16 protein-coding genes are annotated in these 14605 nt (G+C 59.5%); 2 read left to right on the top strand and 14 right to left on the bottom strand.

Translation table 11 applies throughout. The annotated features are described in order from the left end of the window. Positions 1–7 precede the first annotated feature (7 nt). Positions 8–526 (bottom strand): hypothetical protein, encoded by a 519-nt coding sequence (locus tag SBC1_RS28515; RefSeq protein WP_165102680.1) that lies wholly within the window; start codon positions 524–526, stop codon positions 8–10. A gap of 324 nt (positions 527–850) precedes the next feature. Here SBC1_RS28515 and SBC1_RS28510 point away from each other — a divergent pair, with 324 nt between their 5' ends. Next, a complete protein-coding gene (locus SBC1_RS28510; protein ID WP_165102677.1) occupies positions 851–1372 on the top strand; it encodes a DUF6572 domain-containing protein in 522 nt (173 codons plus the stop codon). Between the two features lie 281 nt (positions 1373–1653). Here SBC1_RS28510 and hfq read toward each other — a convergent pair whose 3' ends face one another. The 13 genes from hfq to SBC1_RS28445 all read right to left on the bottom strand — a co-directional run bounded on the left by hfq (position 1654) and on the right by SBC1_RS28445 (position 13255). Then, positions 1654–2277 (bottom strand): RNA chaperone Hfq, encoded by a 624-nt coding sequence (gene hfq / locus SBC1_RS40695; RefSeq protein WP_370469690.1) that lies wholly within the window; start codon positions 2275–2277, stop codon positions 1654–1656. A 327-nt stretch (positions 2278–2604) separates the two neighbouring features. Continuing rightward, complete coding sequence (locus SBC1_RS28500) at positions 2605–2832, bottom strand: hypothetical protein (protein ID WP_165102667.1); 228 nt, start codon at positions 2830–2832, stop codon at positions 2605–2607. Positions 2833–3010: 178 nt separating this feature from the next. Continuing rightward, on the bottom strand, positions 3011–3580 hold the full coding sequence (locus SBC1_RS28495) for a TetR/AcrR family transcriptional regulator (RefSeq protein WP_165102664.1): 570 nt from the start codon (positions 3578–3580) through the stop codon (positions 3011–3013). A 244-nt stretch (positions 3581–3824) separates the two neighbouring features. Beyond that, positions 3825–5153 carry an LLM class flavin-dependent oxidoreductase gene (locus SBC1_RS28490; RefSeq protein ID WP_165989101.1) on the bottom strand — a complete coding sequence of 443 codons (1329 nt, stop codon included), beginning with the start codon at positions 5151–5153 and terminating at the stop codon, positions 3825–3827. Between the two features lie 204 nt (positions 5154–5357). Continuing rightward, complete coding sequence (locus SBC1_RS28485; protein ID WP_165102660.1) at positions 5358–5741, bottom strand: DUF427 domain-containing protein; 384 nt, start codon at positions 5739–5741, stop codon at positions 5358–5360. A 318-nt stretch (positions 5742–6059) separates the two neighbouring features. Beyond that, the gene (locus SBC1_RS28480) at positions 6060–6356 is read right to left on the bottom strand and encodes a YciI family protein (protein ID WP_165102657.1); all 297 of its coding nucleotides are present in this window, start codon (positions 6354–6356) and stop codon (positions 6060–6062) included. A 20-nt stretch (positions 6357–6376) separates the two neighbouring features. Continuing rightward, positions 6377–6661 carry a muconolactone Delta-isomerase gene (catC, locus tag SBC1_RS28475; RefSeq protein WP_165102654.1) on the bottom strand — a complete coding sequence of 95 codons (285 nt, stop codon included), beginning with the start codon at positions 6659–6661 and terminating at the stop codon, positions 6377–6379. Positions 6662–6691: 30 nt separating this feature from the next. Further along, on the bottom strand, positions 6692–8026 hold the full coding sequence (locus SBC1_RS28470; RefSeq protein WP_165102651.1) for a short-chain fatty acid transporter: 1335 nt from the start codon (positions 8024–8026) through the stop codon (positions 6692–6694). Between the two features lie 80 nt (positions 8027–8106). Further along, positions 8107–9066 carry a 3-hydroxyacyl-CoA dehydrogenase gene (locus SBC1_RS28465; RefSeq protein ID WP_165102648.1) on the bottom strand — a complete coding sequence of 320 codons (960 nt, stop codon included), beginning with the start codon at positions 9064–9066 and terminating at the stop codon, positions 8107–8109. Position 9067: 1 nt separating this feature from the next. Further along, positions 9068–9769, bottom strand: coding sequence for an SDR family oxidoreductase (locus SBC1_RS28460; RefSeq protein ID WP_165102645.1), 702 nt, complete (start codon positions 9767–9769; stop codon positions 9068–9070). A gap of 18 nt (positions 9770–9787) precedes the next feature. Continuing rightward, entirely contained in the window at positions 9788–10846 is a 1059-nt protein-coding gene (locus tag SBC1_RS28455; RefSeq protein ID WP_165102642.1) for a cyclase family protein, read from the bottom strand. Between the two features lie 57 nt (positions 10847–10903). Next, positions 10904–11647, bottom strand: coding sequence for an IclR family transcriptional regulator (locus tag SBC1_RS28450; RefSeq protein ID WP_165102639.1), 744 nt, complete (start codon positions 11645–11647; stop codon positions 10904–10906). Positions 11648–12121: 474 nt separating this feature from the next. After that, on the bottom strand, positions 12122–13255 hold the full coding sequence (locus SBC1_RS28445; protein WP_165104863.1) for an acyl-CoA dehydrogenase family protein: 1134 nt from the start codon (positions 13253–13255) through the stop codon (positions 12122–12124). A gap of 226 nt (positions 13256–13481) precedes the next feature. On the opposite strand from SBC1_RS28445, the gene SBC1_RS28440 reads away from it, so the two are divergent. After that, positions 13482–14561, top strand: a complete 1080-nt coding sequence (locus tag SBC1_RS28440; RefSeq protein WP_241202353.1) for an AraC family transcriptional regulator — start codon at positions 13482–13484, stop codon at positions 14559–14561. The last annotated feature ends 44 nt before the right edge of the window (positions 14562–14605 follow it).

Below are 14605 nucleotides of genomic sequence, written 5' to 3'. Positions count from 1 at the left end.
GACTGGTTTACTTGAGCACTTTTCCTGAACCCAGCGGAGCCGGTTCCACGAGATCGACCAGTACACGCGTACCCGGCATAACCGTGGCCGCGGCCTTCGGCGAATTTGCCTGCACCGTCAGTACGGCGCCTTGCGTGTCCTTGAGCGTCATCACGCCACCATCAACGCGTGCCACGCTGGCCACGACCTGATTGCCGTCCGGCGAAGGCACGGCCGCCAGCGACGATGCCTCAAGTACCGTCAACCTGACCGCGCGCTGGGCCGTGCCGACCACATTCGTGCCAGCTTTCAGTTTATCGAGGTTCGGCACGTCATTGCCGACCTGAAACGCTTCCGTGCCGCCCTGTGCGTTAATGACCGTCACCTGGTGCGTACTCACGTCCACTGACTGCACCCGGCCACCAATACGCACCGCCGTGGTACCGTCGATAGTCGCGGCAAACGTGCCGGTCATGACCATGGACGATGCGGCCGCGATGAGTGCGGACTTGAATGACCAAAGGGCCTTCTTTGATTTCGATTTCATGCTATTGCTCCTGCCGGACAAATAAGGTTCCGCTCGTGCGCTGTCCGATCTAATCGCACAAACTGTTCAAATAACGTGAACCCAGTTTGTTTTTCGAGATGAGACCTGTCAATCGACCCGGCATATTTTTAGGCATCCTCCTATTTCAAGACGTCGGTTTACGATGTGCATCAAAACAGTCAATTTCGCAGCTTGTTAGAAGTCGTAAAGCTTAAAGGTCGTACACTGTTGCAATCGTGCTCCGCGTACTTATTTAGGATGACGCAGTCCATTACAATAGGCATCTGCAATCTTTTGCCCGGCATCGGGCGCTGGGGAAATACCATGTCTCTTCTCGACGTGGACACTATCGATTACGTCGGCGTGAACATTTTGTTCAAGCGCGTGTACGTCGGCATTTTCGACGACCTCGACTGGGACAACGAAGCAACGCATTTTGCGCTGCTGACCAAAAAAATCGATCGTTACACGCAGTACATCCGTTCGGGTCAATTACTGGCGGCTTACCCGCGGGTGCGCGGCTATCCGGTGATTATTGAATACGTTGCAATGCGACCCATGACCCGCTCGGCCGAGGCGTTCTGGAAGACGCGCGAGGCGCTTATCCGCGCGAGTGGCTTTGACGTCCGGTGCCGTACCGTTGACGTGCGCCATGCGGTGGCCGCGGATGCCGAGACAAAAGTGGACGACGCTGAAGTTGCCGCTGACACGCGGCTGGAATCGGTTGTCAACGCGCTCGATCTTGCAACGCGGCCGCCTCCGGAAGAGATGCACCGTGAAGACATCGTCCATGGCGGACGGCGTGCGGTACTGGTGATGCGCAAGAAAACGTCCTCAGGACGATGAAAACGTGCGAGCGGCCAAGATAAACGCAGTCGGGCGGTGCGCCCAATTGTGACGAAACAGTGACAATCAACCGAAAAAGGCGAAGCCCAATTGGACTTCGCCTTTTTTTCGTGTTCTGCCGGGAATTCTGCCGGGAGCAGCAGCACTCGCTATGCTCCGGTGCTTCCGACCCAAATTCCCAAAGCTTCACCAATTCGTCGGTCCAGCAAACCCGAACTGGCTTTTCGCAGAACAACCGTGGTTCACACGCCGGTACCGCCCTGGCGCATGAACCGGGCACTTCATTCGCCGCCCATATTCATCGGCAAACGCCGCTTATGGGAAATTGCAACGGGACGCTTTGAGTCCGCGTCCCGCGGTGCGCCCGTGCCGGTGCGTGCCGCCCCGGCGGTGAATGGTTTGCCCGTGTCTTCCTGGATGGTCGAAATCGAGTGCTTGTAAACCGCCTGAATGCCGGCGGCGGAACTCAGCATGACCAGATACTGGTCGAACGATTCGATGTGGCCAACCAACCGTACCCCGTTGACGAGGAAAATTGCGACACGCTTACGCTCTTTGCGGGCGGCGTTAAGCACGTCGCTCTGACTTTGCTGCTGGGGTTCTGTAGCCATTCTCATTCGACCTGACGTTAGTATTTCAGACTGTTCCGGCAGACATCCACCGGAATCTTGAGGCATTACACAGTGCGCGGCCGGTGGACTCGCTCTCGAATCCCGCTTAAACAGCTTACGCTGACCGAATGCTACCGTGTCTTGCCGCTCGGTAACACTATGATGCCAGATGGTGGCGCCGCCCACCGCTTGCCCCATTTCGAGCAACGCCGCTCCCGGGAGTTCAAATTTCGCACGAAAAATCAGTTTCCGAATATTCGCAAGCCCGATAAAAACGCGCACCTGCGTGTCCAATACTAACTCGCTGGAATATCGCGTGGGCGTGACTGTTGAATACGAACAAGATCAAAACCGGACAACCGCTCGCCGGCCAGCGCCGCGCAGTGAGTCGGTCAAGAGCGGACAACAACACATTACTTCCACGCGGTTGCTGAAAAGTCTTGCAGGCTGCAGCGCCATCGGGCGTGTGGTCGACTGGAAGGCCCAAATTCCCGGGCGATCCGTCATTCAAACGGCTGAAAACGTCAAAAAAGGCCGTCACGCCCGGCTTCCCGAATCGCGACAGCCTTTCACATTCGCCACCGGCTTACCCGCGTGGCGCCTGGCTTTCATCGTCCAGCGTTATTGAGCGGGGGTTACCGCCTTCTTGTGCTTGTGCTTGAAGAGATGGGGCTTGCCTCTCGAACTTCCCGGTGTGGAGCTATTGTCGCCGCCCATGGTCGGACCGGCCGTTGCTGCACCATGTGCGTTGCCGCCGCCCGAACCACCGTTGCCATTGCCTTGGGCCGCGGCCAAGCCGGACGCACCAAGGAGGATGGCGGATACGCAAATCAGATTAAGCACTTTCATCGTCAATCTCCAATGAGCACGAATTCAGCATCCGGTTGCCGACCACCTGGACTCATGCCGGGTCACCGGCCGGTAGACAACGAATCGAATGTAATGTATTGCACGCAACGCTTCAAGAATTGTTTTCATTAAGCCGGTACGCGCTCGCCCGCGTTGCTTCTCGTGTCGGTGCGAGTTCTCAAACGGGCGGCCCTGGCAACAAGGGCATCAGTTGCCCAGCGACGCCGTCCAGAATTTCCTTCGACAAAGCCGGGTCCGAGACCGCTCTCGCCAAACCGATCGCGCCGAGACAGGCGCTCAGTTGCAGCATGGCGCGGGCACGGCGCTCAGCCGGGTCGGCGATATCGAGCAAACCTTCGGAGAACGCGAGGTTGTGCTTGACCCGTTCAGTGAATACTTCGCGTGTGGCGTCGTTGCTGCGCCCAACATCACCCAGCAACGCGCCCAGCGCGCAGCCTTGCCCGGGTGCATCGCGATGCGCTTCACTCAGGTAATCGCGCACCGCCTGTGCGAGATTTTCTGCACGTGCTTCCCATACGTCGAGACTCTTGAATGCAACCTCGAGCGCCTCAGTCACGAGTTCGTCACGCGATTCAAAATGCTTGTAGAAACCGCCGACCGTCATACCGGCTTCCTTCATGACATCGGCAACGCCAATGCCGTCCAGTCCAAGTTCCCGAAAGCGTCGCGCCGCCACATCGACGATCCGCTGATGCGTTGCCGCCTTCTCTGCCTGTGAATGTCCCATGACCTTCGCTTGTCCTGTGATGGGGTGACGACTGGAGTAACTATAGGCACCCCGGGGACGTCAATCTTAATGCAGAACAGCATTGACGCCGGCGCGGGCTGGCTCGATGCAGTATTGATCGCCGCTTGCCTGTTCTCGCCATATTCCGCAACACAGTGAAATATTATTCAGATATGCGAAACAATTAATGGAAGGAAACCTTTGTTTCCCGATAACGCCTCAGTCAGACAGCGTCATCCGCTCTTCATGCCTTGAAAAAACGGTTTCCGGGTCTCGGCAATCCAAGGTTCTCTCGCAGGGTGACGCCTTCGTATTCACGTCGAAAGATATCTCTTGCCTGCAGTTCGGGCACGACCTTGTCGACGAAATCGTCGAGGCCGCCCGGCAAATACGGGAACATCACGTTGAAGCCATCAGATCCGTTCTCCACGAGCCATTGCTCCATCTGGTCTGCAATCATCGTGGGCGTGCCGATCATTTCAAGCCCCGAATAACCGCCGACCCGCTGCGCAAGCTGGCGGATCGTGAGATTGTCGCGGCTCGCCCATTCGATCACACGCTCGCGACTGCTTTTGCTTGCGTTGGTTTCAGGTATCTCGGGCAATGGCCCGTCGGGATCAAAGCCCGAGACATCGTGACCAAGCATGATCGAGAGCGAGGCAATGCCGCTGTCGTAATGAACAAGGCTATCGAGACGCGCTCGCTTTTCCCGTGCATCGTCCAACGAGTCACCGACCACGACGAACACCGCCGGCAGAATCTTGAGATGCTCGGGATTTCGTCCGAGTTTCGCCATGCGACCTTTAATATCGGCGTAAAACCGCTGACCATCCGCTAGCGTGGTCTGCGCGGTGAACACGGCTTCCGCCGTCTCGGCTGCGATCTGCCGGCCCGCTTCCGACGACCCCGCCTGCACGATGACCGGCCAACCCTGCACGGGTCGCGCAATATTGAGCGGCCCACGCACCGACAGGCTCTCGCCCTTGTGGTTCAGCACATGCATCTTCTCTGGTTCGAAGAACGTGCCGCTTTCAACATCGCGAACGAAGGCGTCGTCAGCCCAGCTATCCCAGAGGCCGGTCACGACATCGAAGAACTCCCGGCCCCGCCGGTAGCGCTCGCCGTGCTCCACATGTTCTTCCAGACCGAAGTTGAGCGCCGCGTCCGGGTTGGCCGTGGTGACCAGATTCCAGCCAGCGCGCCCGCCGCTCAGGTGGTCGAGCGAGGCAAAGCGGCGCGCGACGTGATAAGGCTCATCGAACGTGGTGGACGCGGTCGCGATCAGACCGATCCGCTCGGTCACTGCCGCGAGTGCCGACAATAACGTCAGCGGTTCGAACGACGTAGCCGTGTGGCTTCGCTTCAACGCCTGGGTAGACATGTTGAGTACGGCAAGATGGTCGGCCATGAAGAATGCGTCGAACCGGCCGCGCTCCAGCGTCTGCGCAAAGCGCTTCAGATGCGCGAAATTAAAGTTGGCGTCCGGGAATGCACCGGGGTAACGCCAGGCTCCGGTATGAATGGTGGCCGGGCGCATGAAAGCGCCGAGCCGCAAGCGACGTTGCGTGGTCATGGGATTTCCGTTCCAGCGTTGATAGGAATGCCTTAACGACAAGGCAACCGCTGCGCTCGCAGCGTCATCGATAAAATACGTCGAATGACGAAAGCGTGCACAAACGGCTATCGATGCAAGAACGGCTTGGTGAGTCGTTCGTCTTTGGGAAACGCGTGGCGTCGCCGATGTATACGACTTTGCTGGCGACGCCACATACCGCTGTCAGCCTGCCGGCTTCACGTCGAACTTGTCTACGCGATCCGTATAGAAAGCCAGATGATCCTTGATCTGTGCGACCGCCGGATAGGTGTCTTCATAGGTCCATACCGCATTCACGGAACGTTCACCGCCCAGCGGGATGCTGTAGTACGAGCAGTCCCCTTTGTACGGGCAATAGGTCGCGTGGTCGGTGCGCTGCAACAGCGACATGTCGACGTCCTTGCGCGGAATGTACTGAACCGCCGGGTACGACGCTTCACGCAAGGTCAGCGCCTCGCGCGTGTCTGCAATGACCTGGCCGCCCATGGAGATAGTGATGCGCGCGGGGTTGGGCTCGATCGTGATGGGATGATCAGGCCCGGGAATCCTGGCTGTTTTGGTCTGCATGGCTTCGTGCTCCTTGAAGCAAGGGTGAACGGACTCAGCGTAGTGAGATAGTCGTTACCTACGAATACTGCAGGGTATCGGAAAGTGCGTTTTCTTGCCGTGTACGCCACCGGTTTGCGCGCGCGTAGCGCCCCCTCGGAAGATCGGTCGCCGGGGCGTAATGGTTGCTAAGCGAGGAGAGATGAGCTTCGGCGCAGGGAACACGCGCAGAAAGCCGGCTCATAAAAGCGATATCGAAAGAACTGCGTTGCTTGCCGAGCGTCACGTCGCTTACTGGGTCGAACAATGACGCGCCACATGAAAGCAATGCGGCACGGTCTACAGATAACCGTTGCCGTCTACATATGCCTTACGCCAGCGTGTAATCGTCACGCGCTCGAATAAACCGGCAAGCGCGAACGGGTCCTCCGCAATGAAACGTTCGGCTTCCTCGCGCGTGTCGAGGTCGACCACATACAAGCCGCCACCCGCGTTGCTGCCGTCGTCCTGGAGTTTCGCGCCGCACGCAAGCAACAGTGCCTTGTTTGCTTCGAGATAAGCCAAATGAACGTCGCGCTCCTGAATACGCAGTGGGGCGTAACCTGGCTTGTCCCACGTTTCGATAATGAACGCCATGACACTCCTATAACCAGAACTCAGTTCTGCGCGATAGCAGACGGATGCTGCGCAAGCGGCGTGACCTGAATCGCCATGTAAGGAAAGAGCGGCAGCGAGCTGAGCAACGTATGCAGCTCGTCGTTGGACTCGACATCGAGGACGCTGTAGTTCGCGTACTGCCCCGCCACGCGCCACAAGTGACGCCACTTCCCTTCCTGCTGCAGTTTTTGCGAGAGCGCTTTCTCGTCAGCCTTCAGGCTATTGATGAGCTCGCTGTCGGCGTCGAAAGGAATCTGCACCACCATATGAACCAGGAACAACATGATCGAACCTCCGGAAGATAATTGAACCGCCTAGCCCCATGCAAGAATTGCGACGGTATAAACAATTCCGATCCAGAACATCATGATGACGGTATAGCCCATAATGTCCTTCAGCTTGAGCTTCGACAACGCGAGCGCCGGCAAGATCCAGAACGGCTGGATCAAGTCGTTCCAGGCGTTTCCGAGCATCACGGCGGTGGCTGTATGACCGACGGACGCACCAATCGCCTTCGCCGCCTCGATCATGAACGGTCCTTGGATGACCCAGTGACCGCCGCCTGAGGGCGCGAAGAAATTGATGAAGAACGAACTGATGAGACCCCAGAACGGCAACGTATGCGGCGTCGCGATCTTGACGAAGAACTCGGAAAACGTATTGACCAGTCCCGACGACGCCATGATTGCCATAATGCCGGCGTAAAACGGATATTGCAGGATGATGCCGCTGATTGTACGAATGCCTTCGTTGAGTTTCTCCACGTAACGGATCGGCGTACCCAGCAAGATAATCCCAAGAAACAGGATGATGAAGTTGATCAGATTCAGGTCCATCGTGCCGCCGCCGTGGAAATACAGCACCACGTAGACCACGCCGGTCAATCCAATCAAGCCGCTCAACAGCCGGCTGTTGTTCAGGCGGCTGGCGAACGTGTGTTCGTCGCCGACGTCGGCGGGAACAGCCGCTTGAGCTGCTCGCGTGCGCTCCTCAAGCGTACGGTCGATCTCGGTCACCGGCTGGCCCGGCTTCGGATGCAGCCACGCGTTGAGCAAGGGCAACGTGATCAGTACGACCAGGCTGGTCACGAGCATGGTCGGCGAGAAGATGGTTTCCGAGAGCGGAATCACGCCCATCTGCGCTTCCATGGGATGGCCCTTGGTTGAGATAAGCACAGGAATGCTCGCCGACAAACCGAGACCGTAAAGCGTGAAACCGCTATAGGCCGACGCAATGATCAACGGGTAATGCACACCCTTCACACTGAGCGCCAGCTTGCGCGCGACAATGCCGCCGATCACGAGCCCGAAGCCCCAGTTGAGATAACTGCCGATGCCGCCCACCAGCGTTGCAACAATGATCGCCATGCGCGGATCGTGCACTCGCATGACAATGCGATCGAGGAATCGCTCGGTCAGCGGCGCGGTCGCAAGCACGTAACCCATCGCGAGGATCACGGCCATTTGCGTGGTGAATGCGAGCAGCGTCCAGAAGCCCTTTCCCCAGCTTGTTGTCAGCGCCACTATGCCCTGGCCCTGCACCAATACGGCAAGGATCATGGTGAGAAGGGTCAGCCCAATGGCAAATACGAACGGATCGGGCAAATACTTGCGCATCAGTTCGGTGAAGAATCCTGTTATTTTCTGCATTGCAATGTCTCTTGAGTATTATTTAGTTAAGCGAAATGTTTTATCATTTATGCTGCGGAAACCGATCGACCGGTCTTCCCTCAGGAATCTGTTCCTGAAGCCGCCAACCGCCGGTGGCGTGCCAGCGCCATCAATGCGCGGTCGCGCCATGCCACACGTTCGTCCCATTGTTCAAGCGGCACCGCCGCGCGCCTTGCCGCGGCCACCCTCTCGACCAGCTCCGGTGTCCAGGGATCGTGCTGGCCGCGTTGCGCACCCATCCGTTCGTATGCAGGGCCCATCTTCTGCGCGTGCGAGCTGATGCCACCGCGCGTATTCAGATCCACCGTTTCGAACGGCCCGATCACGGACCACCGCAAACCGAGGCCGTCACGCATGACTGTGTCTATGTCCTCGACGGTCGCAACGCCGTCGCGCACCAGGCAATACGCTTCGCGCAGCACCGCGCCCTGCAATCGGTTGAAGACGAACCCCTCCACTTCTTTCGATACCAGTACGGGTTGCAGGCCAGCATCGCGGAAAAGCTGCAGCGTGCGTTTCGTGACGTCAGGCGCGGTAAAAGGCGCGGGCACAATCTCGATCACGGGAATCAAGTACGGTGGATTGCCCGGATGCGCAATCAGGCAACGATGCCTTCCAGCCAAGTCGCCAGCAAAGCTTGATGCCGTCAAAGCCGATGAAGCGCTGGTGAAAATCGCCTTTGCAGGCGCGGCGGCATCAAGTTGCGCGAACAGCGCACGCTTGACGTCCACCCGCTCGGGTGCGCACTCCTGTACGAGATCCGCGTCGGCAACCGCTGCTTCTATGGACGCCGCCATCTGGACCCGCGCCGCCACGGTGTCAGGGGCTTCGTCGAGCAAGCCGAAGCGCGCCAGTTCATGCAAGCGCTGCCTGATCTCTCCCGGTGCAGCGTCACGGCGCGACATATCGGGATCAAACAGGCGCACGGGCCATCCCGCGCGTGCGAACACCACGGCGAACGCGACGCCAATACTCCCCGCCCCCACGATAGCCACACGCTGGATTTCGGCCGTACTCATGTCAGACTCCCGCCACGCCGACTGTCATCCCGCCACAGACATAGAGCACCTGGCCGGTGACGAAACCGCTGCGGGCATCGAGAAAATAGGACACTGCATGTGCGATATCGTCCGGCGTGCCCACGCGTTTTACTGGCACACTCTCCACAATCGCGCGCGTACGCGGACTGTCCGGCGGGTTCGCGCGATCGAAGAGTTCAGTGCGGATCGGGCCGGGGCCAATCGCGTTCGCCGTGATGCCAAGCCGGCCAAGTTCAAGCGCCCATACACGTGTCATGCCGATCAACGCGGCCTTGGTCGCCGAGTACGCAGTACGTAGTTCCTTGCCCAGCGCCGCGCGCGAAGACATGTTCACAATACGGCCGAAGCCCGCGGCCTGCATGCCCGGCAACAGCGCCTGCATGCACTGCATCGCGCAACGCACGTTCAGCGACCATGCGAGCTCAAGTTCTTCGAGACTTTGCTCGCCTGCGCCGGCCGGCACGACCACACCGACGTTGTTGATCAACCGCGTAATCGGGCCACCTGTGAGCGCTTTTTCGAGCGCTCTTGCCGTTGCTTCGGTATCCGAAAGATCGGCGATAAAACCGCTACCCACCCGGTCAATCACCACGGCTTCGAAGCCGTCCGCTTCACAACGCTCGGCACAGGCCGCACCGATTCCGGCCGCACCGCCGGTAATCAAAACTCGTTCTCGTGTCATGTCGTGTACTTTGTGAAATCAGACGGTTGCGATCGGCGTCACGGGCGAACCCATTGCGCCCGGCAGACGAAGCGGCGGCGCCGTGAGCATGAAGTGCGAGCGAGCGTTGGCGCGCAACCATGCCGCGAGATCGCGTAGATACCAGAGCTCGCCGAGCGGTAAGCCGAGCTTGAACAAACAATGATGATGGAGCGGCATCAGCGGGTAGTGACCTTCGCCCGGACGCGCCGGATAACGTTCGACCGCGTAGTTGTCCGCCACCAGCGCGGCAATGCCCGAATCGGTCAGCCACTGCAACAGCCGCTGGTCGCGGCCGTCAAGTGCGCAGCACTGGCTGTTGAGCACGGCTTCATCGGGATGACGATTCATCTCCAGAACCAGTTCAGCGAACCCGGTGCGCAGCAGCAGCATGTCGCCGCGATCGATCTGTACCTTGTCCGCGTCAATCGCGAACATCAGGTCGTCATAACCTACGGTTCGATGCTCGCGCCCGTAGTGCGCCACGAGATCGACAAGAACGCCGCGTCCCTGCATGCCCTTCACCGCGAGATTTTCAATACCGAGCGCTTCTGCGTGGCTATGTTCGTTTCCGCATGCATGCGGCGCAAACGCGTCGGCGCGACGGTAGTCCATTGGCCCGACTACGTCCGTGTTCGCCTTGTAACCGTTGTAGTAAACGCTTTCCGCCACGCCGTCGCCGTCGGCGTCGAAGAGCGCGCCCACGTGTGCAAGCGAGTCCCATTGGGTGGAATATTGCAGGCTCATCAGGACTTGATCGTCGCTAACCACGTCGGTCGCCTGCTCCTCCATGCGCGCGAATGGAAAGTTCACGTAGGGCAGACCATCCTTCGTAGTGGGCCGCAAAACCGGTGGATGGCGACGCACATTCAGCTTGCTGTCGCCCGGATAATCCAGCGGCAGGGACAGGCAGAAACTCAGGCCAGCCCGAATCTCGCGCGCGCCTTTCAGCACTTGTTCCGTGGTGATCAGGTTCGGTCGTCCGAGTTGATCGTCGGGACCGAAATCACCCCAGGTCGAACCGTCGGGCCGGTTCTTCCAGCGCCTCTGATCCTGCATGCTCGTCTCCTTGCGCGACGTATTGAGCCGTCGACGTGACCAAAATCACCACTGCCGCTAGCCGATCAGCGTCTGCGGTATCCGGTCGAAAATATCGAGGAGCGCCGCGACGGCGTGCTCCTGGTTCTTCAGCAAGCGCGCCTTCGGGCCGCCTATAACGAGCGCGAACGCTTCGCCGTGAATCGAGAACCCCTTCGCAAGGCCTGCAACGTCCTCGACGTTCTCTCCGGTCGAACGATGCCAGCCAAGCGTCACGCCCTGCTCCACTTCCACCTCGAGCGCCGCGCGATCGATCACCGACCCGTCCGTCGATGCACTCAGCGGCTCGCAACTGTCGAGCAGGCGCCGTCGTGCATCCACCGGCAACGCACCTAGCAGCGCCTTGCCTGCTGCGCTGGCATGGACGTACATGAAACCGCCGGGTTCATCGCTGTAGCGAATCTTCTGGCGCGATTCCATGACGTCCAGATAGACCACCCGATTGCCTGCGAGCGTCGCGAGCGCGGCCGTTTCGCCCGTCGCGTCGCGCAACGCGGTCAGCAACGGCTGGAACAGCAGCGTTAGCGGGTCCTCGCTGCAAATGTCGCGTGCGACATGCAACAAGCGCTGCGTCGGGTAATAACCCGCTTTTACGCCCGGCGCATAGAGATAACCCTTGGCCACCATCGTCTGCAAAAGCGCATGACAACTCGACAAAGGGATTTCGGTTCGACGCGCAATCTCGCTGTAGATCATCGGTTGCCGGACTTCGGCAAACAGGTTGATCACGTCAAAGACGCGCATTGCAGTTTTCACATCCATGACAACATTATCGGTATCTCGATAACATTGACGCAAGAGGTCTGGGGTATACACCTAGAAATGTGCTCTGACCGCTTCTTCCAACCCCAATTCGACATTGGACGCGCGCAATGCGATAGCGATCAACCGCTCGAACGCAGTTCTCCCGAGGTGGCTGGTCTGAAGAAACCAGCAGGGGAAACTCTCAAATAAATAGTTATCCCTATTAAATTTTGACTTAACGATTGATCATCAAATTTACGAGATTGCGATGCCGACGACCGGTGAGAACCTGCGGGATGCCAGCGGTGCGGCAATTCGGGAGCGTGAGCTCGGATCAAGGTGAGCCTTCGCGGGAGCTTAAAGTGAGCGTATCCGGGAGCCAAAAAAAAAGCGGCGATGCCTTTATGCAAGGCTTCGCCGCTTCTAGACCACTTGAACCGAAGACGTTGATCAGCGTTGTTTCAGCATGACGTCACCCGCCCCCCGTGCGCCCTACAGCTGCCGTGCGATCACCATGCGCTGCACTTCGCTCGTGCCTTCGTAGATCTGCGTGATGCGAGCATCACGATAATGACGCTCGACCGGATAGTCTTCCAGATAACCATAACCGCCGTGAATCTGAATGGCCTGCGAGCAGACCCGCTCCGCCATCTCCGACGCAAACAGCTTCGCCTGCGACGCTTCGCTCAGGCACGGCAAGCCTTCGGTGCGCATGCGCGCGGCATGCAACACGAGCAGACGCGCGGCGTTCAGGCTGGTCTGCATATCGGCGAGAAGGTTGGCTACCGACTGATGATCCTTGATCGGTTTGCCGAACTGCACACGCTCATGCGAATAGGCGCGCGCCGCGTCGAATGCCGCGCGTGCAATGCCCACCGCCTGCGCCGCGATACCAATCCGCCCCCCCTCCAGATTAGCCAGCGCGATCTTCAATCCTTCGCCGCGCGCGCCCAGCAGATTGCCGGCCGGAATCGCGCAGTCGTCGAGTGAAATTGGGCAGGTATCGGAAGCGCGGATGCCCATCTTGTGCTCGGGGCGCCCAACGTTGAAGCCCGGCGTATTCGTCGGTACGATGAACGCCGACAAGCCCTTCTTCCCAAGCTCCGGATCAGTAACGGCGAACACAATCGCCATGCCCGCACGCGCGCCGTTGGTCGTGAACTGCTTCGCGCCGGAAAGCACCCACTGGCCGTCGCGTTCAATAGCGCGCGTCTTCAGATTATTAGCCTCCGATCCAGCTTGCGGCTCAGTCAGGGCAAACGCGCCGATCATCTCGCCCGTGGCCAGTTTCGGCAAATATTCAGCCTTTTGCGCTTCAGTGCCGAACGCGAGAATGGGTCCGCATCCGACGGAATTGTGCACAGCCATGAGCGTGGAACACGAGGCACAGCCCGCCGCGATTTCTTCGATAGCCAACGCATACGCCACATAGTCACTGAACGTACCGCCCCATTCCGCGGGCACGATCATGCCAAGCAAGCCGAGTTCGCCGAGTTGCCGCACGACTTCGTCCGGCAAGGCGGCATCGCGGTCCCATTGACCCGCGTGCGGCGCCAGCACTTCGGTGGCGAAATCGCGCGCGGCGTCACGGATCATGCGTTGGTCATCGGTCAGGAAGCTGTCGATCATGATGGTCTGGCTCGTGTGAAATACGGGGAAACGCGCTGGGCTTACACTGCTGCGCTTAAGCGGCGAAGCGGATGGCAAATAGTGTAAATAGCCTCACGCCAGATTCTAGGCGCGAGGCATCCGTCTGCCGATGCCTGAAACGATCAAGCTTCCTGAGCGAATGCGCCACCTAGTGACTACCCCAACACCGAAAAGCCCGCGTGATCAGCGGCCCCGGCCGGCCGTGACTGTGGCTCCGCCCGGTCTCAGGACACCACGCGGCCGAGGCAACGAACGCGGGACCATCGCGGGGGATTTCGTCGAAGAAGCGCTGCGGTGCGCCGAGCGTCGAGGCGTGGCACGCGCTGCGTTACTCGAGCGAGCGGGCATCAACCCCGCCACGCTCGCGGCACCGCTCGCCCGTGTATCGGCCGCGCAATACGGCCGCTTATGGAGCGCCGTCGCAGATGCGCTCGACGATGAATTCTTCGGCCAGGACAGTCATCCGATGCGCCGTGGCAGCTTCGCGCTGCTTTCGCATGCTGCGCTGGGTTCCCGCGACGGCGGCCAGGCGCTGACCCGCATCGCCGGCTTCCTGCGGCTCGTGCTGGACGACCTGCGATGCGAGATCGACACCAATCCCACGCGGGTAAGAATTCGTCTCGTCGACACCGGTACTGAAAGCCCCTCACCCCGCCCAATGTTCGCTTACGCAACCGCGTTCATCATGATCTATGGTCTGTTGTGCTGGCTGGTTGGGCGTCGCATCCCGGTGCTGGCCGCGCATCTGCGCTGCCCGGAACCGGCGGCAAGCGACGAATACCGGCTGATGTTCTGCGATGCAATGTTCTTCGACCAACCCGCGTCGTATGTCGATCTCGCGCCGGACTGCGTCTCGTTGCCGGTCGTTCAGACCGCCGCTACGCTGAAGGTTTTCCTGCGCGAGGCGCCGGCCAATTTCATCGTTAAATATCGCAACCCCGATTCGCTCGCCGCGCGGATTCGCCGCAAGTTGCGGCAGGCGCCGCCCGTCGACTGGCCTGATAGTGAAGAGATCGCGGCGGCGCTGAACATGGCCGAAGCCACACTAAGACGCCGCCTGAAACAAGAGGGCGCGACCTATCAGTCGATCCGCGATGCGCTGCGGCGCGATCTCGCCATCGCACGGCTTGCCGACACGACGCAGACCCTCGCGGAGATCGCGCATGCGCTCGGGTTCGCGGAACCCAGCGCATTTCATCGCGCATTCAGGAAGTGGACGGGGGTGCGGCCGGCGGCATATCGCGGCGTGCGCGCTGACGCCGACATCGGCCCCGATGCATGACAGCACGCACAACTTTGCGCTGCTATAGTGATATCTGCTGGTCC

Source organism: Caballeronia sp. SBC1 (assembly GCF_011493005.1).
Lineage (GTDB): Bacteria > Pseudomonadota > Gammaproteobacteria > Burkholderiales > Burkholderiaceae > Caballeronia.
This window is presented reverse-complemented; position numbering and strand designations above follow the sequence as displayed.